At 36.6% G+C, this 21,129-nt stretch carries 22 protein-coding genes; all 22 read right to left on the reverse strand.

All coding sequences use genetic code 11. The features are described from left to right. Positions 1–274 precede the first annotated feature (274 nt). The 22 genes from recO to hemW all read right to left on the reverse strand — a co-directional run bounded on the left by recO (position 275) and on the right by hemW (position 21,127). A complete protein-coding gene (gene recO, locus ACEPXG_RS10685; protein WP_391201947.1) occupies positions 275–1,057 on the reverse strand; it encodes a DNA repair protein RecO in 783 nt (260 codons plus the stop codon). A gap of 54 nt (positions 1,058–1,111) precedes the next feature. Next, on the reverse strand, positions 1,112–2,032 hold the full coding sequence (gene era, locus ACEPXG_RS10690; RefSeq protein WP_391201950.1) for a GTPase Era: 921 nt from the start codon (positions 2,030–2,032) through the stop codon (positions 1,112–1,114). Then, the gene (locus ACEPXG_RS10695) at positions 2,019–2,426 is read right to left on the reverse strand and encodes a cytidine deaminase (RefSeq protein WP_151700385.1); all 408 of its coding nucleotides are present in this window, start codon (positions 2,424–2,426) and stop codon (positions 2,019–2,021) included. The genes era and ACEPXG_RS10695 overlap by 14 nt, the downstream gene beginning before the upstream one ends. A gap of 11 nt (positions 2,427–2,437) precedes the next feature. Next, positions 2,438–2,803 (reverse strand): diacylglycerol kinase family protein, encoded by a 366-nt coding sequence (locus tag ACEPXG_RS10700; protein ID WP_391201954.1) that lies wholly within the window; start codon positions 2,801–2,803, stop codon positions 2,438–2,440. Next, positions 2,790–3,275, reverse strand: a complete 486-nt coding sequence (gene ybeY / locus ACEPXG_RS10705) for an rRNA maturation RNase YbeY (protein ID WP_391201957.1) — start codon at positions 3,273–3,275, stop codon at positions 2,790–2,792. The genes ACEPXG_RS10700 and ybeY overlap by 14 nt, the downstream gene beginning before the upstream one ends. Before the next feature lie 20 nt (positions 3,276–3,295). Beyond that, positions 3,296–5,407, reverse strand: coding sequence for an HD family phosphohydrolase (locus ACEPXG_RS10710; protein ID WP_391201960.1), 2,112 nt, complete (start codon positions 5,405–5,407; stop codon positions 3,296–3,298). A gap of 237 nt (positions 5,408–5,644) precedes the next feature. Continuing rightward, positions 5,645–6,604: a PhoH family protein gene (locus ACEPXG_RS10715; protein WP_391116101.1), complete on the reverse strand. Its 960-nt coding sequence runs from the start codon at positions 6,602–6,604 to the stop codon at positions 5,645–5,647. Continuing rightward, positions 6,601–7,707, reverse strand: a complete 1,107-nt coding sequence (locus ACEPXG_RS10720) for a sporulation protein YqfD (protein WP_391201963.1) — start codon at positions 7,705–7,707, stop codon at positions 6,601–6,603. Before ACEPXG_RS10720 ends, ACEPXG_RS10715 begins: the two co-directional genes overlap by 4 nt. After that, the gene (locus ACEPXG_RS10725; RefSeq protein WP_151700391.1) at positions 7,707–7,946 is read right to left on the reverse strand and encodes a hypothetical protein; all 240 of its coding nucleotides are present in this window, start codon (positions 7,944–7,946) and stop codon (positions 7,707–7,709) included. The genes ACEPXG_RS10720 and ACEPXG_RS10725 overlap by 1 nt, the downstream gene beginning before the upstream one ends. A gap of 49 nt (positions 7,947–7,995) precedes the next feature. Then, positions 7,996–8,415 carry a hypothetical protein gene (locus tag ACEPXG_RS10730; RefSeq protein ID WP_391201966.1) on the reverse strand — a complete coding sequence of 140 codons (420 nt, stop codon included), beginning with the start codon at positions 8,413–8,415 and terminating at the stop codon, positions 7,996–7,998. 27 nt (positions 8,416–8,442) lie between these two features. Further along, positions 8,443–9,429: a flotillin-like protein FloA gene (floA, locus tag ACEPXG_RS10735; protein ID WP_391123193.1), complete on the reverse strand. Its 987-nt coding sequence runs from the start codon at positions 9,427–9,429 to the stop codon at positions 8,443–8,445. A gap of 11 nt (positions 9,430–9,440) precedes the next feature. Beyond that, on the reverse strand, positions 9,441–10,772 hold the full coding sequence (locus ACEPXG_RS10740) for an NfeD family protein (protein ID WP_391201969.1): 1,332 nt from the start codon (positions 10,770–10,772) through the stop codon (positions 9,441–9,443). Between the two features lie 258 nt (positions 10,773–11,030). Continuing rightward, positions 11,031–11,204 carry a 30S ribosomal protein S21 gene (gene rpsU / locus ACEPXG_RS10745; protein ID WP_016426884.1) on the reverse strand — a complete coding sequence of 58 codons (174 nt, stop codon included), beginning with the start codon at positions 11,202–11,204 and terminating at the stop codon, positions 11,031–11,033. Positions 11,205–11,307: 103 nt separating this feature from the next. Next, positions 11,308–11,979: a deoxyribose-phosphate aldolase gene (gene deoC / locus ACEPXG_RS10750; protein ID WP_391201972.1), complete on the reverse strand. Its 672-nt coding sequence runs from the start codon at positions 11,977–11,979 to the stop codon at positions 11,308–11,310. 97 nt (positions 11,980–12,076) lie between these two features. Then, entirely contained in the window at positions 12,077–13,417 is a 1,341-nt protein-coding gene (gene mtaB / locus ACEPXG_RS10755) for a tRNA (N(6)-L-threonylcarbamoyladenosine(37)-C(2))-methylthiotransferase MtaB (RefSeq protein ID WP_391201974.1), read from the reverse strand. A gap of 15 nt (positions 13,418–13,432) precedes the next feature. Continuing rightward, a complete protein-coding gene (locus ACEPXG_RS10760) occupies positions 13,433–14,173 on the reverse strand; it encodes a 16S rRNA (uracil(1498)-N(3))-methyltransferase (protein WP_391201977.1) in 741 nt (246 codons plus the stop codon). Between the two features lie 10 nt (positions 14,174–14,183). After that, the gene (gene prmA, locus ACEPXG_RS10765) at positions 14,184–15,128 is read right to left on the reverse strand and encodes a 50S ribosomal protein L11 methyltransferase (RefSeq protein WP_391201980.1); all 945 of its coding nucleotides are present in this window, start codon (positions 15,126–15,128) and stop codon (positions 14,184–14,186) included. A gap of 15 nt (positions 15,129–15,143) precedes the next feature. Continuing rightward, the gene (gene dnaJ / locus ACEPXG_RS10770) at positions 15,144–16,259 is read right to left on the reverse strand and encodes a molecular chaperone DnaJ (RefSeq protein ID WP_391201983.1); all 1,116 of its coding nucleotides are present in this window, start codon (positions 16,257–16,259) and stop codon (positions 15,144–15,146) included. Between the two features lie 123 nt (positions 16,260–16,382). Next, positions 16,383–18,212 carry a molecular chaperone DnaK gene (gene dnaK, locus ACEPXG_RS10775; protein WP_391201986.1) on the reverse strand — a complete coding sequence of 610 codons (1,830 nt, stop codon included), beginning with the start codon at positions 18,210–18,212 and terminating at the stop codon, positions 16,383–16,385. 67 nt (positions 18,213–18,279) lie between these two features. Then, positions 18,280–18,846, reverse strand: a complete 567-nt coding sequence (grpE, locus tag ACEPXG_RS10780) for a nucleotide exchange factor GrpE (RefSeq protein ID WP_391201989.1) — start codon at positions 18,844–18,846, stop codon at positions 18,280–18,282. Between the two features lie 13 nt (positions 18,847–18,859). Then, positions 18,860–19,897 carry a heat-inducible transcriptional repressor HrcA gene (gene hrcA, locus ACEPXG_RS10785; RefSeq protein WP_391201992.1) on the reverse strand — a complete coding sequence of 346 codons (1,038 nt, stop codon included), beginning with the start codon at positions 19,895–19,897 and terminating at the stop codon, positions 18,860–18,862. 96 nt (positions 19,898–19,993) lie between these two features. Beyond that, positions 19,994–21,127, reverse strand: coding sequence for a radical SAM family heme chaperone HemW (gene hemW / locus ACEPXG_RS10790; RefSeq protein WP_391201995.1), 1,134 nt, complete (start codon positions 21,125–21,127; stop codon positions 19,994–19,996). Positions 21,128–21,129 lie beyond the last annotated feature (2 nt).

The following is a 21,129-nucleotide window of genomic DNA, read 5'->3' on the forward strand; positions in this document are numbered from 1 at the left end:
AGCTTACGGTATTTTCTCTAAGCGCATGGAATTTCTAGAGGCATATAACTTCTCGGTAGGGGCTTATAGGACAGGTTTAGGGGCACATAGCATCTCTTTAGGGGCGGAGGGATTTTGTAGGGTCATATAGCTTCTCAGTAGGGGCTTATAGGACTGGGTTAGGAGCACATAACCCTTCTTTAGGGGCGTATGAAATCGAGCACATGGCGGCCTACTATAAGGGAGTTCCTATTCTTCCGTTTCACTCCATGAAAAAAGATCCAAGCAAGAAGAATTACTCTTCTACACTTGGATCGTTTTTTGGTGTATAAAATTCTGGCGTTTTCTCCATTTGGTCAAGGAACCCTTGTGACTTTAAGCGTAAACCAACTTGCTCGCTATAAATCGTACGAACAATTTTTTTAATAAAACCCTTTGTTTCTTTTTTTAGTGTCAGCTTTCCAACTTGATCGATCGGTACTGTATAAAAAGTACGAATAAGTTTGACTTGTGCTGGTGTCAGTCTTATCAAGTATCGATCTATCGAGAAACATCGATGACATAAAAATCCAATTTGAGCAAAGGAAAATGCAAACTCGCCATCTGTTGCCCCACAATTTACACATTGGTGTAATACGGGATAAATTCCAGCAGTAGGTAGCAGTTTCCATTCAACAAATAGGCTAATTGCTTCCGGGTCATAGTCTTCCGAAATGGCTTGAAGTGCCTGTTGTAAGATTGTAAATAGATGGGGTTTCGGAGATTCATCATCGATTAGCTTATCTACTAATTCCATAATAAAGCTAGCATAAGCAGTAGTGAAAATATCTTCACGAATCGACCGCATAGAATCAATGATTTCTCCTTGTTGAAGAGTACCCATACCTCTCCCTTGTTGCACTAAAAAATAGGCGTATGTAAACGGCTGCGAAATGGAGGCTAAACGACTCGTGGGCTTTTTCGCTCCACGAGCCATTGCTGCTCTTTTTCCAAGTTCTCTAGAAAAAATGGTCACAATCTTATCCGTTTCCCCATATGAAGAAGCTCGCAAGACTATTCCCTCTACTTTTTGGAGCAATCGCCTTCCCTTCCTTCTTTATCATCTGTGCAAACCTCAGCGTTTTCGAATTTCTTAATATTCGTCATCTCTAAATCCGTAATCTCTTAATTGAGCGGATTTATTGCGCCAATCTTTTTGCACTTTTACCCATAACTCCAAGAAAACTTTCGTTCCAAGTAGCATTTCAATATCTTGGCGGGCTCTGATTCCAACTTCTTTCAGCAAAGCTCCTTTTTTCCCAATTACAATTCCTTTTTGGGAATCTCTTTCTACTACAATTGTTGCCATCACTCGGATCATGTCTTTCTCGGTATCTTCTTCTTTTTTAATTTTATCAATGATTACCGCTATTGAATGCGGAATTTCTTCACGTGTCAAATGGAGTACTTTTTCTCGGATTAACTCCGAAATGATGAAACGTTCTGGATGGTCTGTCACTTGATCTGCTGGATAATATTGTGGACCTTCCGGTAAATACTTTTGAATCGTTTCGAGTAATCTATCTACATTGTTTCCTTGAAGCGCTGAGATAGGAATTATTTCAGCAAAGTCATATTTGGTTTTGTAGGAATTGATAATATTAATTAATTCATCAGGGTGCACTTGATCAATTTTATTGATGACAAGAAAAACAGGTGTCTCATTGTTTTCTAGCATATCCATGATCAATTCATCAATTTTTCCTCTTGGTTCTGTTGCGTTGACCATGAAAATAATGACATCCACTTCACGCAATGTATTTTTGGCCACTTTCAACATGAAATCCCCAAGTTTATGTTTTGGTATATGAATACCAGGTGTGTCGATAAAAATCATTTGGCTTTTTTCTAACGTTAGAACACCTTGCACTTTGTTACGAGTCGTTTGGGGTTTATCACTCATTATCGCAATTTTTTGTCCTACAACTCGATTTAAAAAGGTTGACTTTCCAACGTTTGGTCTTCCGATAATGGAGATAAATCCTGATTTAAAACCGGCATTATTTTGTTGCATAGTCTAAATCCTCCGTTGTAAAAGCACCTGGTAACAGTTCTGAAACTGTTGTTTCTAATACATTTCCATTTAAGTTGGTTAAATAGACCGGCATATTACCATCACAAAACTCCGCTAACACTTGTCTGCAAGCGCCACATGGAGAGACTGGCCCTTCCGTATCTGCAACTACAGCAATTGCAGCAAAACTATTCTTTCCTTCTGAAACAGCTTTGAATACTGCTGTTCGTTCTGCACAGTTTGTTAATCCAAATGATGCATTTTCAATATTACAACCATGGATAACTTCTCCATCTTTCGTTAAAAGCGCTGCTCCTACAGGAAATTTAGAATAAGGTACATACGCTTTCTCTCTAGCTGTTTTGGAAGCTTCCATTAATTTTTCTTTATTCAATCTTTTCACCTCTAAAATATGATTCCCCACCATTTGGGGATAAAAATAATAAAACCGACAATAGCACTACATATTGCATAGACGAGGCATGCACCTGCTGCTAAATCCTTTGCATGTAAAGCAAGCTGGTGAAAGTCGGGTGATGCTAGATCTACTACTCGCTCAATAGACGCATTTACTAATTCTATCATGAACATGCCACTTATTAATATAATTATGATTATCCATTCAAAACTTGATAATCCAGTTAATATACTTGCAAGCAATACAATCATTGCGGCTAATAAATGAAACCGGAAATTTTGTTCACTTTTTATGACGTGCAATATTCCATGAGTCGCATATTTAAACGATTTCAGAAACTTAGGAATGTCCATGGCCTTCACGTTTCAAACCAAAAGCTTGTAGTATTGTTTCTTGTAGACCGAACATTATTTTTTCTTCATCTTTCGTCCCGTGATCGTAACCAAGGAGATGTAAAAAACCATGCACAGCTAAAAAGCAAAGCTCTCTTTCAACTGTATGAGCATATGATTCTGCTTGTTCGTTCGCACGTTCTACAGAAATAACGATGTCTCCCAAAAGCGTCGGGATATCGGCATCTTTTATCTCTATCTCTCCATCACCCATTTCTTCCATAGCAAATGAAATCACATCGGTAGGAACATCTTTCTTTCGATACGTGCGATTGATTTCTTGAATAGCATCGTTTGTAACAAACGTCACACTAACTTCACTTCCACCTTTTACCTTTTGCTGTTCTGCTGTAAATTGCAATACTTTTCCCACAAGTTCAATCGTTTGTTCAGCTAATGTATTTGTCTCATCCATTACATCAATTTCTAGCATTCTCGTACCACCTTTATTTTTTATTTTGGATACTCTATTCTTGAATGAAAAATACCATTCATTGTAGTATAGAAGCTCTCTTTTATTTGCTTTATTTCACGCAAGGATAAATCACATTCATCGAACTGTCCATCTTGAAGCTTATCTTTAACAATTGATTCGATTAGTGCATGTACTTTTTCTGCACTTGGTTCTTTCATAGAACGAACTGCAGCCTCTATACTATCCGCTACCGAAATAATGGCATTTTCCTTTGTTTGCGGTTTTGGGCCAGTATACCTAAAATCTTGTTCTTTTACTTTATCATTTTGTTCATTCGCTTTGTAATAAAAGAACTTCAACAAGCTTGTCCCATGATGTTGTTCTGCAACATCCACAATTTCTTTCGGCATTTTATGCTTGCGTAGAATATTAGCTCCATCCATTGCATGAGCAATAATAATATCACGACTTGCTTCGGGAGGTAAATTATCATGTGGATTATACCCATTCATTTGATTTTCAATAAAAAAGCCGGGCCTTTTCGTTTTTCCAATATCATGATAATAGCAGCTAACTCTCGCTAACAAGCCATTAGCTCCTATTGCCTCGCAAGCGGCTTCTGCTAAGTTTGCAACCATTACACTATGATGATATGTTCCTGGTGTTTCTGTTAATATTTTCTTTAGTAAAGGATGGTTAGGATTTGATAATTCAATTAGTTTCATCGTAGATAGAATTCCAAATGCCGATTCAAAAAACGGCAATATTCCGATTGTTAAAGCACCTGATAAAATACCTGATAATATGGCTGCTCCAAAATAAAATAGTAAGTCTGTTAAACCATATGTCGTTTTTGACATTAATAAATAAAAAACGATAAAAACTATGTTAACAGATGCAACGATTAAACTGGAACGAAGAATTTGAGAATTATTCCGCATTCTTTGCAATGCAAAGATCCCTGAAATCCCACCAAATAAAATATATAACGAGATTTCCATTTGAAATACATTGGTATAACCTTCTTGAAATATAAATCCTGCATAAGCTGCAATAATAATGGTCGTGATAAAAGCCATTCGTTCATTTACCAAAAGATATACGAGCATCGACACAATGGCTGTTGGAAAAATAAAAGCGATCACAACATCGAAATTATAAGCTATAAACTGTAAAACATTCATCATAAGAACAGATATAAATAAACTAAACAGAACAACGAGTAAGGACTTCGAACTTTCGATCGTTTTATCCTTTCCATTTATCGTTTGAACATACAAAACCCACATAGTTAACAATACAAATAATGCCACTCCAACGATAGGTTTATAAGAAAATTTATTTGTAAGCATTCCTAAAAGCTTCAGTTGTCTATAAACTTCGCGATCAATGATTTCACCTTTTTGTACGAGGATTTGCCCTTGTAAAATTCTTGTTGGATCAACACTTGCTTTGGCTTGCTCTATTCGTAGTTCGGTTAGTTCCTTATTTTCAATGTCTGTTTCGACAATGCTAAAACGAGCAATGGACACAAGCGCGTTCATATATGAATGCGAATAATCAAAGGATTTTCTAACTTTTTCCTCTAATTCTTTTTTCTTTTCAGGAATATTTTCTAATCGAATCCTTTCACCTAAAGTCTCTTTTACTAAAGAAACTATCGTTTCGCTAGATTGAGTTAGCATAGTAGGACTTTGGCTAAGGAGCGTTGTTAAAGCATCGTCACTTAAATACACATTACTTGCATTATCAGCAATTTTCTCCATTTCTTTTTTTAACTTATTGACTTGACTAGGTCTACTTTCCATTTCCTCTGCTGGGATCGCTTCTTTTTTGATTTCTATAACACTATCGAATATAGATCGAATAATCGCTGCTTGATTATCCGCGGTTTCTTCTTGAAATTGATAATAAGGTTGAATTTCTGCTGCTACTTTTTCACGTTCTTGTTCTGTTTTGACGCTATCTTCCATTGTTTTGACGGATCTAATGGTTTCAGGAGATAACTGAAATTCTTTAATATCGTATGTATTTTCCTTTACATTCCCTATTAACAATAAAAACATAATAATAGCAGTAATAGAAATAATAATTAAAGGGAGATGCTTATAATTGCTCCACTGCTTCATTTTCAATAAGATAGAATTCACTTTACTCTCATCTCCCTTATTACTAGTAAATTCATTATACCTTACTTTTAGATTGATATAAAAATAATTCCAAAATTACGTAAGAAAAAAGCATGTGCCATTTAGTGCATACTGTCTTCAGTATTCCCTAGGGAACTTTTGCGGAGTACACTCGTATTGGCAGTGAACGCTATCGCATAGGCGGAAAGTGCTCTCGTATTGGCGGTGGAGTGCTCTAGAAACAAAAACAGCAACCGATTAGGGCTGCTGTTCTTCGTAAGCTTGTATAATTTTTGCGACAAGTGGATGGCGAACGACATCTCCTTGTTCTAAATATTGAAAATGGATTCCCGATACACTTTTTAATATTTTTTCTGCGATGATTAATCCAGATTCAGCTCCTTTTGGCAAATCAATTTGAGTTTTATCCCCTGTGATTACCATTTTAGAACCAAATCCCATACGGGTAAGGAACATTTTCATTTGCGCTTTGGTTGTGTTTTGTGCTTCATCCAATATTACGAACGCATCATCTAAAGTCCTTCCTCTCATATAAGCGAGAGGTGCAATTTCAATCGTCCCACGTTCCATAAGTCGTTCCGTTTGTTCCATCCCTAAAACATCATGTAACGCATCGTATAACGGCCTTAAATACGGGTCTACCTTCTCTTTTAGATCTCCTGGTAGAAAACCTAGACTTTCACCTGCTTCAACAGCAGGACGTGTTAGAATGATTTTTTTCACATGGGCGTTTTTCAAAGCCTGTGTTGCCATTACTACAGCTAAATACGTTTTACCCGTTCCAGCTGGACCAATACCAAACGCTAAATCAAATCGCCGTATACCTTGTATATATTCCCGTTGTCCAATTGTTTTAGCTCGAATCGCTTTTCCTTTTGTATTTTTTGCAATTTCTTCGTCGTATAACCCAGAAAAATACTCAATCGTACCGTTAATACTCATCTCAATAGCGGAGGAAACATCACGGAGATTTATATTAATCCCTTTGTGAACAACTGCAAGAAGTTGCTCCATCAACTTTTTTGCTTCTTCCACATTTTTTTCGTCTCCAGCAATCCTTATTGTTTCTCCTCTAGTGATCAGTTGTACTTTTAGTTCCTCTTCAATAAGCTTTAGATTTTTATCTGATATGCCAAGAAGCATTACTGCTTCGGCAGTGTCTTTCAAATTAAGGTCTAATTGTGTATGCTCGCTCATGCTTCGTCTCCTTGGGGTATAACTTGTGGAATCGCAATATTTTCATTTATCAAAAATAATACTTTCCCTTTTACTTTATCATTTTGAATAGTCACCTGTAAAATTTTATCCTCGAGTATTTGCGTCCCTGCAGGAAGTTCATTTATAATTTTTTGATAAAGTAACGGCCGTATTAATTTTTCCATCGATTGCTTATCCAATAAATAGGATTCCTCCTTTAAATTCCTTATATATCCTGCTTCCAGATAATTTTGGAGAAGAGTAGGAAGAGATATCTCCTTCCAGTATTCAATTTTTTTGTCCCCTTTTCTTTGAACGACAAGCTTTCGATCATTTGGTTTCATCAAACTAACCTTTTGTGGAATTTCAAACTCAAGCTCAATCCAATAGTTAGCAAATACTTTCCCTTCGGCACTTGTAATAATTCTTTTATCTCCTTGTGTGACAAAACCATTTACTAAAATATCTCCTTTGTTAACGGAGACATTTTTTTCAACAGCCCTTACTCCTTTTACTAATTCAAAGTCAGTAACAACTCCACTTCTTTTCGCAATCAGATGCGTTGGTGGTGCATTTTTTATCTCACGCTCCGACTGAATAGGAGCAAGCATGGGGGTTACAGTAAATTTGGATCCCGATTTCGTAAAATGTACCCATGAGTATTCTTTATGTTTTAGCAGTATTTTCTGCCTTATTTCTTGTTCGGAAGGTAAACTAGACGAACGTATTTTTTCTTTAATGTTCAATACCTTCAGTTCTTCCGAGAGAAGAACATTGCTTTCTGGCGAATCTGACTCAATTTGAACACTCCATATAAATTGCGCAAGAATCACAGGTATAATGATAAACAATACAAAACCAATAATTGAAAACGACCGAGAAGAAATTGTTCCTTCCTTCATCTTGTCTTCCAATTGAACGGAGAGCCGTAATGACCTCCTGATCTTTCGGAAAAGCTTTAAATCTTTTCTTTTTATAGAAAAAAAGAGGTATTGTTCTGAACTGTACACTTGATAAATAACAATATTCGCTGAAAGTAAACGCTGAAATAAAAGGTGTTGATTCGTTTTTACTGGTACTTTTACTTGAATAAGCTGTTGCATTACTGTTTTTCCTTCCTCGTAATTTTGAAATACATGAGTTCATCGACAACTATTCGGAGTTGTTCCATAGAGAGTGATTTGATCTCTAAAGCATTTGCTTGAATTTCTAAAAGGAAATCATCGTAAGCACAAACTAAATTGTTTTCTTTCAATCGAAGAATCGTTATTTCATAATCTAAAATAATTTCGCTAAAGTTTTCAATCATAATACTCGCATGGAGTGGAAATAGTTTATTCAAAAAAACACCCCTTTACATGACTTTATGCATGTAAAGGGGTGTTCATGAGTTATCTTTTCGATTTTGGTGGTGCAAGAATCTCCGAAAATACAATCGCTCTTACTAGTTCATCTTGAGAACTAGGCAAGATATGAGTAATAATCGGTTTAGATACTTGCTTCTCCACTTTATTTACTTGATGGATTGATAATCGACCAGAAGATCTTGGAGTCCCTTGATCCCTGCTTACCACTCGCTCCAATTTTTCAACCACAACTGGCGCTTTTTTAACAATCGGTTTCTCTCGATTCAATTGCTGTTTATGCTCTTCCATAAAATCTTTTGCAAAATCTCCTAAATCTTTAAATGGATTTTCTACGAAAGGCTTTACTTGCTGCGCTCTTTTTACAGGACTTTGTACAGGTGCTTTTTTCTTTTTCAATAAAGTACTGACGATTAACGAAATAACTATTAATATTATACCTTCCAAGGAGAAAACCTCCTTTCCCCTATATTATTAGTCTTTAAGTTCCTCAGTAGAAGGTTTGTCTCCTCCGACTTTGCTAATGGAATCTCTCATGCTAGTGTCAGCTTGGATATTTTTGTAATTCATATAATCCATTACACCAATATTTCCTTCACGTAGTGCTTCTGCCATTGCTAAAGGCACTTCCGCTTCTGCTTCCACTACTTTCGAGCGCATTTCTACTACTTTTGCTTTCATTTCTTGTTCAGAAGCAACAGCCATTGCACGGCGTTCTTCTGCTTTTGCTTGAGCAATTTTCTTATCTGCTTCTGCTTGTTCAGTTTGTAGTTCTGCACCAATATTTTTACCTATATCAACATCCGCAATATCAATCGATAGAATTTCAAATGCAGTTCCAGAATCTAATCCTTTAGCTAATACAGTTTGAGATATTAAATCCGGATTTTCAAGTACTCGCTCATGACTTGTACTAGAACCGATCGTACTAATAATTCCTTCCCCAACTCGGGCAACAATTGTCTCTTCACCAGCACCACCGACTAAACGATCGATATTGGCACGAACTGTAATACGAGCTTTCGCTTTCACTTCAATCCCGTTCATTGCAACACCCGCGATAAATGGTGTCTCAATAACTTTAGGATTTACTGACATTTGTACTGCTTCTAATACGTCACGTCCGGCAAGATCAATTGCTGCCGCACGTTCAAACGTTAGTGCAATATTTGCGCGGTGTGCTGCGATTAAAGCATTAACAACGCGGTCTACATTACCACCAGCCAAATAATGACTTTCTAATTGATTGATAGAAACGCTTAACCCAGCTTTATGCGCTTTAATAAGTGGATTTACGATGCGAGATGGAACTACTCGTCGTAATCTCATTCCTACTAAAGTAAAGATACTAATTTTAACCCCTGCTGCTAGTGCTGAAATCCATAATGCGATTGGAAAAAATGTGAAAAATACAGATAACACGATAAACGCTAAAACAATTATTACAATTAATCCAATCATAGTACCATCAATCATTCTATTTCCTCCCCTTTTGAAACTTCTCGCACAACTATACGAGAACCCTCTACTTTTATAATGATAACATGTTTATCTCTTTCTACAAAACTTCCATCTGAAACCGCGTCTATACGCTCGTCATGAATACGAATGGATCCGGCAGGTCTGAGAGGTGTCATCGTAACGGCAATCTTTCCGATTAGCTCAAGCCTATTCTCGTTCGACACATACCCTTGCTCTGTAGTTGTTGCATCCGATAAAATTACCTTGCTTAACACTTTCAATTGTTTTCCGAAGAACTTCATTATGATCACCATTCCCACTATAGCTACTGTTAAAGCAATTAATACAGAAATACTCATTAGAAAAATATTACCACCAGCTAATATGATACTAAAAATAATAGCTGCTGCACCTAATATACCACTTATTCCTCCTGGTAAGTAAAATTCCGCAATTATTAATATTACTCCGATAACAAAAATAATAATCGCTTCATAACCAGCAAGGCCTGCTACCAAATGTCCAAAAAAGAATAGCGCCAAAGATATAAGTCCCATCGTGCCTGCAACACCAAACCCTGGAGAATATAATTCAACAATTAAACCAAGACTAGCAATAGATAGTAAGATTGGTACAACAATCGGGTTAGTAATAAATCTTGCAAGTAATTCTGTAAAAGTTTCTTCGGTTTCAACGATTTTTGCATCTGTAAGATTTGTTAATCCAAGCAGTCCTTTTAGAGATCTTACGGTTCCGTTTGAATAACCAACCTCCAATGCTTCAGAGGATGTAAGAGTTAACAATTCACCACTTGGTGCTCTATACTCTGGAAGATGAACAGTCTCATCCGCCATTGCTTGAGCATAAATTGGATTTTTACCCGTTAACTCCGCAGCATTAATCATTTTCGCTTTCCACGCACTATTTGCCTTCTTATCAGCAGTATTTCCGCTACTGTCGATAACAGCTGCCGCACCTATTGTCCCACCTGGTGACATATAAATCTCATCCGTATGAAGCGCTAAATAAGCACCTGCGGACAACGCTTCCGAGTTAATATACGCAATTTTTCGAATCGAGGTAGAATCGAGTAAATTGACTATTTTTTCAGCGGAATCTACAAATCCTCCAGGCGTATTAATCTCTAAAATAATTGCATCAGCGCCTGCTTCTTCTGCTTCATGAATCGATCTTTTCAAAAAAGCATATAATCCTTTTTCTACTTCTTTATGAATTGGTATTTTGTACACTATTGGAGCATCGGCAGATGCCATTGTAGGTATCATGATGAAAAAAGTTAAAAATAATAGAAAAAAAGAAATAATGTACCGAAACAATTTCATCCTTTAACCTCCCTTCTTCTATATGTATATACTTCTATACGGAGTAGAACAGAAAAAGTTTCAAAAAAAATAAACCGAGAAAATAAATTTTCTCGGTTTACATAATTGTAAATGTTAATCATAAAGTACGTGTTTGGAACGTAGGGATGGTTGGGATAAAAATACCACATACGTTAACGTGCATCTTTTGATTTCTTTTTACGTTTCACGCTTGGGTTTTAGAAACCACAGCTTCGAAGCTTTGTAAATTTCAATTAATTAGAATTTACGTTTACGGGCAGCTTCAGATTTCTTTTTACGTTTTACGCTTGGTTTTTCATAAAACTCGCGCTTTCTTACCTCTTGAATTGTACCACTTTTAGATACAGTACGTTTGAAGCGGCGAAGAGCATCTTCAAGCGATTCGTTTTTACGAACGACAGTTTTTGACATCTCTTTTTCCCTCCCTCCGAACACACGTCAAGCACATAACCATGTGTTATGTTCTAAAAAATTATATCGTATAGTTTCGACTTGGTCAATACTTACAACTAAATTAATAATCAGATTTACTCGTTAATCCTTGCATAATGTCCACACCAGAGCTTGCACCAATTCTAGAAGCCCCTGCATCAACCATTGTTTGTAAATCTTCTAGGCTACGAACTCCCCCGGAAGCCTTCACACCTAAGTCCATACCTACAGTTCCACGCATAAGTTTAACGGCTTCAACTGTTGCTCCACCAGTAGAAAATCCAGTGGATGTTTTCACAAAATCTGCTCCAGCTGCTTTAGATAATTCACTTGCTTTAATAATTTCTTCATCTGTTAATAAACAAACTTCTAAAATTACTTTAACAATTGCTTTTTCTTTTGCAGCATTCACTACTGCTTCTATATCATTTTTCACGAAATCAAAGTTAGCATCTTTTAAAGCCCCTACATTTATAACCATATCTATTTCATCTGCACCATTTTCAATCGCATTTTTTGTTTCGAATGCTTTTACTTCTGAAGTGCTAGCACCTAATGGAAATCCAATTACCGTACATACTTTCACTGGACTTTCTTGTAATAGTTCAGCACTTAGCTTTACCCAAGTAGGATTTACGCATACAGATGCAAAAGTATACTTTTTTGCTTCCTCACATAATTTTTCAATTTGTTCTTTAGTAGCATTTTGTTTTAACAATGTATGGTCGATTAATGCAGCAATATTTTGTGTCATTTATATTCCCCTCTCGGAAGTTGTCCGTACCTCTTCATCATAATTGAAAAAACAAAAAAAAGCCAGTGAGATTCTCTTCACTGACCTTCACTTTATTTTAGACTAATTCTTCCATGTGATCTAATACTCGAACAAATTGACCTTCGTTGTATGGATAACCGGATTTAGTAATTTTGACACGAACTAGCTTTCCGATTAAATCTTCTGAACCAGGAATAACAACTTTTAAGTAGTTATCAGTATATCCTTCAACTAAATTCGTCTTAGAATCCATTTTATACTTTTCTTCTGGAATAATTTCTACTATTTCTCCTTCAAAACGAGAAGCATATTCTACTGCTAATTGGTCATTTAATGAGATTAGACGGTGAACTCGCTCATTTTTTACTTCTTCATCAACTTGGTCTTCCATTCTAGCAGCAGGCGTACCAGTGCGCTTAGAATACGGGAAAACATGCAGCTCTGAAAAACGTTGGTCACGGATAAAATTAAAAGTCTCCATAAATTCTTCTTCTGTTTCACCAGGGAACCCAACAATAACATCTGAAGTAATAGCTAAATCAGGTAGTGCTTCTCTTAAGCGATCTAATCGATTAGCGAAAAATTCCATTGTGTATTTTCTACGCATTCTCTTAAGTACAGTATCTGACCCAGATTGAATAGGGATATGTAGATGTCTTACAACAATCTTCGAATCACGCAGAACATCAATTACTTCATCGGATAATTGGCTAGCTTCAATCGAGCTAATACGAAGCCTTTTAAGCCCTTTTACGTTCGATTCAATATCTCTTAAAAGCAGTGCTAAATTATAATCTTTTAAATCTTCACCGTAACCACCAGTATGGATTCCTGTTAGGACGATTTCTAAATAACCAGCATCCACTAGTTGTTGAGCTTGATGGACAACCTCTTCTGGATCACGAGAACGCATAAGTCCGCGAGCCCACGGGATTATACAAAAAGTACAAAAGTTATTACAACCTTCTTGGATTTTTAAAGATGCACGGGTGCGATCCGTGAAGGACGGCACATCTAACTCTTCATACACACGATTCTTCATGATATTTCCAACCGCGTTAATCGGTTTTCGCTCTACTTTGTATTGTTCAATATAATCTAGCATCTTTGTTCGTTCTTGCGTTCCAACGACAATATCTACTCCTGGAATCGCCATAATTTCTGCTGGCGACGTTTGTGCATAACACCCTGTTACGCATATAACCGCATCCGGATTTTGACGAATGGCACGACGAATGACTTGACGACTTTTTTTATCGCCCGTATTTGTAACTGTACATGTATTGATCACATATACATCAGACTGTTTTTCAAAATCTGTTCGTTCATAGCCATTCTCTTTAAATAATTGCCAAATAGCTTCTGTCTCATAATGATTAACCTTACAGCCTAATGTATGGAATGCAACGGATGACATCTCCTTACACCTCTTTCATTCATATTCATAAGAAATTGCAGCAAGCGCGTATAACGGTGCTGTTTCTGTTCGAAGTATTCTTGGTCCAAGTGAAATAGGTTGAAAATCATTTTCTAATAAGCTTTTTATTTCCGAACGATCTAGTCCACCTTCTGGGCCAAATACAATAAGTATCGATTTCTTATCATGCACCTTTTTTAATTGCTCAGCAAATTTCTGGCGGTGTTCCAGCTTCGCATCTTCTTCATCTGCAACAAATTTCACATCGTATGTTGTGCCAACTTCTAATAGCTCTTCGAACGATATTGGCGTATGTATGTTAGGGATATAGGAACGATGAGATTGTTCAGCTGCTTCTTTCGCAATTTTTTGTAAACGAGCAATTTTCTTCTCGTTTTTTTGCTTATCCCATTTAACAATCGATCTTTTTGCTGCAAATGGATAAAGTGTGTGCATGCCGAGTTCTGTCGCTTTTTGGGTGATTAGCTCTAATTTATCTCCTTTTGGAAGACCACAAACAATCGAAACTTTTAACGGCATCTCGTTTGTTTGTTCAAGCTTTTCTTCCGCTTTCAACAAGACAGATTTAGCAGATCCCTCTACAATTGTCATTGTATATGTTCTGTTTTCAGCAACGACATATACTTCATCACCTGGTGACATACGCATCACTTGAATCATGTGATGCGCGTCCTCCCCAGTAATGGTTATATTATTATTCTCATCGATTTGTTCATTCGTAAAATAACGTTGCATAACAATCTCCTTATAGAAGCGGTTTTTTGGAAATGATTGTAACCCAGTCTTCCATCATCATAACTTCTTCAATTTCAAAGCCGGATTTTTGCAATGCATTTTTTACATCTTCTTTTTTAGCAAAGATTATTCCAGAAGTTATGAATAAACCTTCTTCCTTCACTATTGAGAATGCATCATCGGTAAATGTCATAATTATTTCCGCTAAAATATTTGCGATTACGATATCTGCTTGCTCACTCACATTATCGAGTAAATTACCATGTGTCACTTCTATCAAATGCTCTACATGATTTAATGCTATATTCTCTTTGGCTGAAGCCACTGCTACTTCATCTAAATCAAGTGCATGAATAGATGTTGCCCCAAGTTTTGCTGCGCCAATAGAAAGGACACCTGAACCAGTACCTACGTCAATCACTTTCAAGTTCGGTTGTACTGTTTTTTCTAACGCTTGAAGACACATTACAGTGGTTGGATGTGTACCTGTTCCAAATGCCATACCCGGGTCTAGTTCAATTATTAACTCATCAGTACTTACTCTGTCATATTCTTCCCAAGTTGGAACAATTGTAAAACGATTAGAGATTTTCACTGGATGGTAATATTTTTTCCAAGCAGTTGCCCAATCTTCTTCATCTACTTCTTGAACTGTTACAACATTATGTCCAATATCAATATTAAAGTTTTGTAAGTTGTTAACCGCAAGCTTGATCTCTTCTACCGTTTCTAATAGAAAGCTAGTTTCTGCTAAATAAGCTTTAACACGAACTCCATCTACTGGAAAATCATCTGGATTTAAGCTATAAATTTCACCAAATCGATCTTCCCTTTCTCTCACTAACTCCTCCGAGTCTTCAATGACTACCCCACTTGCACCAGCTTCATGCAAAATATTACTTATCGCATCTACTGCTTCGTTTGTTGTATGAATAGTTAGCTCAGACCATTTCACTTGCGCACAACTCCTTTATTCACCTTTTAATGTCTTTTTAATCTTATCAAACAATGAGCTGCCTTGCTCTTCTGGAATATCTCCACTTATTTCGGCAAATTCACGAAGTAATTGTTTTTGTTTTTCCGTAAGTTTTTTCGGCGTGATTACTTTCACAATAACGTGCTGATCACCAACACCGTAACCATGAACGTTTTTCACACCTTTTCCTTTTAAGCGGAATTTCGTTTGTGATTGAGTTCCTGCAGGAATTTTTAATTTTACTTTACCTTGTACAGTCGGCACTTCGATTTCGTCCCCTAGCGCTGCCTGTGCATACGTTAAAGGCAATTCATAGTAAATATCGTCCCCATCACGTTCAAATCGTGGATCTGCTTTTACACGGAATACAATATATAAGTCTCCAGCAGGACCCCCATTTATACCAGGTTCTCCTTGGCCGCTGACACGAAGTTGTTGACCGTCATCTACACCTGCTGGAATGGTAACTTTAATTTTTTTGCGTTTATTTACCGTCCCTCTACCATGGCAAGTAGAACATTTGTCTTTAATAATTTTACCTGCTCCATGACAGTGGTTACATGCACGTTTTGTTTGAATACGTCCGAATGGAGTATCTTGCGTCACATTTACTTGACCTGCTCCATTACATTGTGAACATTTTTCTGGGTGTGTTCCAGGTTTTGCTCCACTCCCACTACATGTATCACAAGTTTCTTCTTTCGCAATTTCAATTTCTTTTTCTTTCCCAAATACTGCTTCTTCAAACTCAATTGTCATGGAATATTGAAGATCATCACCTTTTCTTGGTGCATTCGGATCTCGTCTACGCGATCCACCTCCACCACCAAAAAATGAACTGAAAATATCCTCAAAACCGAAACCATCTCCGCCGCCACCAAATCCTTGGTTCGGTCCTGCGTGGCCAAATTGATCATATTGCGCACGTTTTTGGTCATCACTTAACACTTCATATGCTTCTGATATTTCTTTGAATTTATCCTCAGCATCTGCTGCTTTGTTAATATCGGGGTGATATTGTTTCGAAAGCTTTCGATAAGCTTTCTTTATCTCTTCTGGAGAAGCACTTTTAGACAAACCAAGTACTTCGTAATAATCACGCTTATTCATCTTTCACTCTCCTACTCTTTACCTACATGTAATGAATATTGTAACACGGAAAAATAATCTAGTCTAAACAGAAAGAAAAGCCAAAGCCGAAAACGGTCTTTGACTTTTCCCCTACCGACTATCTTACTTATCTTTATCGTCGTTTACTTCTTCAAACTCTGCGTCAACAACACCGTCATCCGTTGCATCCGCTTGACCGCCGGCATTTGCAGCAGCATCTGCTTGCGCTTGTTCATACAGTTTCATTGTTAATTGTTGAACGATTTCGTTTAACTTATCTTTTTTCGTTTTAATTTCTTCCAAGTTGCCAGCTTCTAGAGCAGCTTTTAACTCTTCTTTCGCATCTTCAGCAGATTTTTTCTCTTCTTCTGATACTTTATCCTCTAAATCTTTTAATGTTTTTTCAGTCATAAATACTAATTGATCTGCTTCATTTTTCACTTCTGCTTCTTCTTTACGAACTTTATCTGCTTCCGCGTTAGCTTCTGCTTCTTTTACCATACGTTCAATTTCTTCATCAGAAAGTGAAGAGTTCGATTGAATTGTAATATTTTGTTCTTTTTGTGTACCAAGGTCTTTCGCCTTAACATTTACGATACCATTTTTGTCAATATCGAATGTTACTTCGATTTGTGGAATACCACGTGGTGCTGGTGGAATATCCGAAAGTTGAAAACGGCCAAGTGTTTTGTTATCAGTAGCCATTGGACGTTCACCTTGTAACACGTGAATATCAACTGCTGGTTGGTTATCTGCTGCAGTTGAGAAAGTTTGGGATTTTGACGTAGGGATTGTCGTATTACGTTCGATTAACTTTGTGAATACGCCGCCCATTGTTTCAATACCTAATGAAAGAGGTGTTACGTCAAGTAATACAACGTCTTTTACATCTCCAGTCAATACTCCACCTTGAACTGCAGCACCCATCGCTACAACTTCATCTGGATTTACACCTTTATGTGGTTCTTTACCAGTTTCTTTTTTAATCGCATCTTGTACGGCTGGAATACGAGTAGATCCTCCTACAAGGATTACTTTGTCAATTTGAGACGCTGATAAACCTGCATCTTTCATCGCTTGACGAGTTGGTACCATTGTACGCTCTACTAAACTTGCTGTTAAATCATCGAATTTTGCACGAGTCATTGTAACTTCTAAGTGAAGAGGTCCCGCTTCGCCTGCAGTGATGAATGGTAGTGAAATTTGTGTTGATGTGACACCTGATAAATCTTTTTTTGCTTTTTCAGCTGCATCTTTTAGACGTTGAACTGCCATTTTATCTTGTGATAAGTCAATTCCATTATCTTTTTTGAATTCTTGTACTAGGTAATCCATTACTATTTGGTCAAAGTCATCTCCACCAAGACGGTTGTCGCCAGCAGTTGCAAGTACTTCAAATACACCATCACCAAGTTCTAGGATAGATACGTCAAAAGTACCTCCACCTAAATCATATACTAGAATTTTTTCATCATGATCCATTTTATCTAAACCGTATGCAAGTGCAGCTGCAGTTGGTTCATTGATAATACGTTCAACTTCAAGTCCAGCGATACGACCAGCATCTTTTGTCGCTTGACGCTCTGCGTCGTTAAAGTAAGCTGGAACTGTAATGACAGCTTTCGTTACTTTTTCTCCTAAGTATTCTTCCGCATACCCTTTTAAGTATTGAAGGATCATTGCAGAAACTTCTTGAGGTGTATATTCTTTATCTTCTGCTTTTACTTTTTCATTTGTACCCATTAATCGTTTAACAGAAGCAATCGTATTTGGGTTTGTTATGGATTGACGTTTAGCCACTTCCCCAACTTGTTTTTCTCCATTTTTAAAAGCAACTACAGATGGTGTTGTACGGTTTCCTTCTGGATTTGGAATTACTTTTGGTTCTCCACCTTCTAATACAGATACACATGAGTTTGTTGTTCCTAAGTCAATACCAATAATTTTAGACATATATTTTTCCTCCTAATTTATAACTAAGTATCGTGTTATTCTGTAGAATAATTCTATTTAGACTGAACTATTCGTTTACTTTAACCATAGAAGGTCGTAGTATTCTATCTTTTAACTTATACCCTTTTTGTAATTCTTGAAGCACAATTCCAGAATCTTTTGAGTCGTCTTGTTCTTGCATAACCGCTTGATGGAAATTAGGGTCAAATGGAACACCTTCCGATTCAATTGGCTCAAGACCTTCTTTTGATACAGCATCTAGTAATGTGCGATAGACCATTTCTACACCTTTTACTAAAGAAGCTGCTTCCTCAGATGTCGTTGGAACGGCTAGTGCTCGTTCGAAGTTATCTAATACTGGCAAAATGTCTGTTAAAACAGTCTGTGCACGGTATTTATAATCTGCTTCCTTGTCTAGTTGAACTCTGCGCTTATAATTTTCAAAATCCGCTCTTAATCGAATGGACTTGTTTTTTTCTTCTTCCAATTCTTGTTTAACAAGCGTAAGTTCATCCACTTCCAAAACTTCATCGATCGCTTCTTCCGTAGTTTCTTCTTCAGAAGTCATTTGTTCTTGTTCTTCCAACTTTTCAATTTCTAATTCTTCAACTGTTTCATCTTTATGTTTTGGCATGCTTGCATCCCCCTTATCCATGATGACCATTTAATATTCTAGATAATTCTCTTGATAAATCGGTACTCATTACATCGAGTAAAGAAACGACACGCTTATAATCCATACGTGTAGGACCAATTATTGCTATAGAACCCATTTGCTCTTCACCAATCGCATAAGAAGCTGTAATAACACTACAGTCCTCCATAGCTAGATGATTGTTTTCGGAACCGATTCGGATTTGAATTCCTTTTTTATCAACAGGGAAAATACTAGGAATTTGTCTTACATGATCCATCAAGTACATAATACTTCGAGCTTTTTCTAAATCATTAAATTCAGGTTGATTCAACAGATGCATTTTACCACCGTAGTATACTTTGTCCTCTTGCTCTATCCCCATGGACTTATTAAATGAACTTAAAAGATTATTAAAATGTCCTACACGCTGTTTTAATAAAGAGTGTGTAACAGCTTCCAACTTTCCTGGCAGATCATGTAAATGAACTCCTATTAAGCTGTCGTTTAGCAAATTAACCATTCGTTCAATATCCGATGAAGTATAGGTTTCGGGGATTGAAAATACTCGATTTTCAACATGTCCACTATCTGTAACGATTATCGCAACAGCGGAATCATCCGAAAGTGGGACGATTGAAAATCGTTTTACTCGATGTTTTCTAACATCCATTCCTAGTAATATGGAGGTGTAATTCGTTAGTTCAGACAAAATCGTTGCTGATTTACGAATAATTTGCTCCGTCTCCACCATTCGTTCTTCAAACACAGATCGAATTTGCTTAATCTCGTCTTTCGATACTCGTTGTGGAGTTAACATATTGTCTACATAATAACGGTACCCTTTTTCAGAAGGGACACGCCCAGACGAAGTATGAGTTTTCTCTAAGAATCCCATGTCTTCTAAATCCGCCATATCATTTCGAATGGTAGCAGGACTATATGGAACTTCCTCCTTTTTCGAAATTTGACGAGATCCAACTGGCTGAGCGGTTTCAATAAAATCATCTACCGTTACTTGCAATATTAATAATTGCCTATTAGTTAGCATGATTATCACCTCTGTTAGCACTCGTTCATTGAGAGTGCTAATACTCATATAAAAGGTATCAAATCTAAAGAAAACTGTCAACGAATATGATTTTATTTATTGAAGAAAATATTGAAATACTTCATTTCCAACAAAACGACCACGACGAGTAAGTTTTACGTAATTATCTTCAATAACAATCAATTGTTTTTGAACAAGTTCATCTAACTGATTCCCATAAATATCTTGTAATGGCTTTCCAAAGCGAATTTTAAATCTTTCTAAAGAAACTCCTGCATTTTTACGCAATCCTAAAAACATTTCCTCTTCCATTTTTTCAACATTCGTAACTTCTTTTTGTAGCATAATAGGTTTTTCATTTAAATCCAAGGTTTGCATATACTTCTTTAAAGGTCCGTGATTCGAATATCGATTATTATTTACATAGCCATGAGCTCCGGCTCCTAATCCTATATATTCATCATTATCCCAGTAAAGTAAATTATGCCTAGATTCTTTCCCTTTGAAGGAAAAGTTACTAATTTCATATTGATTGTAGCCCTGTTTTTGCATTTCATCCAATAAGTATCCATACATGTCCGCTTCTAAATCTTCCCCTGGTAAAGAAAGTTTTCCTTTTGACATTAAGTTATAAAAAATCGTTTTTGGTTCAACTATCAAAGAATAAGCTGAAATATGAGGAATTTTTAGTCGAAATACTTCTTTTAAAGAATGCTTCCACTGTTCCATTGTTTGGTTTGGTAAACCATACATTAAGTCCATGCTGATAGATGGAAAACCTATCTTTTTAGCATTTTCAATTACTGCATACACATGTTCGTTCGAATGTGTTCTACCAAGTACTTTTAGTAGTTCTTGATCAAATGTTTGAACTCCCATACTTAATCTATTTACTCCAGAAGTATGCATTAGTTTCATTTTTTCATATGTTAACTCATCTGGGTTCGCTTCCGAGGTAAACTCTACAACATCTTTTAAGGGAATGTATTGATGGATCAATGAAAATAAGCGCTCTAACTGAGCTTCAGATAAAGATGTAGGAGTTCCCCCACCGATAAAAATAGTTTCAATTGGTTTATTTTTATATTGTTCCGTATACAATTCCATTTCTCTACCTAATGATTCTATATATTCATCCACCGGTTGGTTATGAAAGAAAAATTTATTGAAATCGCAATAATTACAAATTTGATGACAAAAAGGAATGTGGATATATACCCCACGTGCCATAT

This window comes from Psychrobacillus sp. L4, from assembly GCF_042944905.1.
Lineage (GTDB): Bacteria > Bacillota > Bacilli > Bacillales_A > Planococcaceae > Psychrobacillus.

Bases quoted from the DNA above. Each gene is read 5' to 3' on its own strand.
- mtaB (WP_391201974.1), bottom strand. From the start codon at position 13,417: ATGTCATCCGTTGCATTCCATACATTAGGCTGTAAGGTTAATCATTAT.
- grpE (WP_391201989.1), bottom strand. From the start codon at position 18,846: ATGCCAAAACATAAAGATGAAACAGTTGAAGAATTAGAAATTGAAAAG.
- deoC (WP_391201972.1), bottom strand. From the start codon at position 11,979: ATGACACAAAATATTGCTGCATTAATCGACCATACATTGTTAAAACAA.
- dnaJ (WP_391201983.1), bottom strand. From the start codon at position 16,259: ATGAATAAGCGTGATTATTACGAAGTACTTGGTTTGTCTAAAAGTGCT.
- ybeY (WP_391201957.1), bottom strand. From the start codon at position 3,275: ATGCTAGAAATTGATGTAATGGATGAGACAAATACATTAGCTGAACAA.
- ACEPXG_RS10700 (WP_391201954.1), bottom strand. From the start codon at position 2,803: ATGGACATTCCTAAGTTTCTGAAATCGTTTAAATATGCGACTCATGGA.
- rpsU (WP_016426884.1), bottom strand. From the start codon at position 11,204: ATGTCAAAAACTGTCGTTCGTAAAAACGAATCGCTTGAAGATGCTCTT.
- ACEPXG_RS10715 (WP_391116101.1), bottom strand. From the start codon at position 6,604: ATGAGCGAGCATACACAATTAGACCTTAATTTGAAAGACACTGCCGAA.
- dnaK (WP_391201986.1), bottom strand. From the start codon at position 18,212: ATGTCTAAAATTATTGGTATTGACTTAGGAACAACAAACTCATGTGTA.
- ACEPXG_RS10760 (WP_391201977.1), bottom strand. From the start codon at position 14,173: ATGCAACGTTATTTTACGAATGAACAAATCGATGAGAATAATAATATA.
- floA (WP_391123193.1), bottom strand. From the start codon at position 9,429: ATGATTGGATTAATTGTAATAATTGTTTTAGCGTTTATCGTGTTATCT.
- era (WP_391201950.1), bottom strand. From the start codon at position 2,032: ATGCAACAAAATAATGCCGGTTTTAAATCAGGATTTATCTCCATTATC.
- ACEPXG_RS10740 (WP_391201969.1), bottom strand. From the start codon at position 10,772: ATGAAATTGTTTCGGTACATTATTTCTTTTTTTCTATTATTTTTAACT.
- hemW (WP_391201995.1), bottom strand. From the start codon at position 21,127: ATGGCACGTGGGGTATATATCCACATTCCTTTTTGTCATCAAATTTGT.
- ACEPXG_RS10720 (WP_391201963.1), bottom strand. From the start codon at position 7,707: ATGCAACAGCTTATTCAAGTAAAAGTACCAGTAAAAACGAATCAACAC.
- hrcA (WP_391201992.1), bottom strand. From the start codon at position 19,897: ATGCTAACTAATAGGCAATTATTAATATTGCAAGTAACGGTAGATGAT.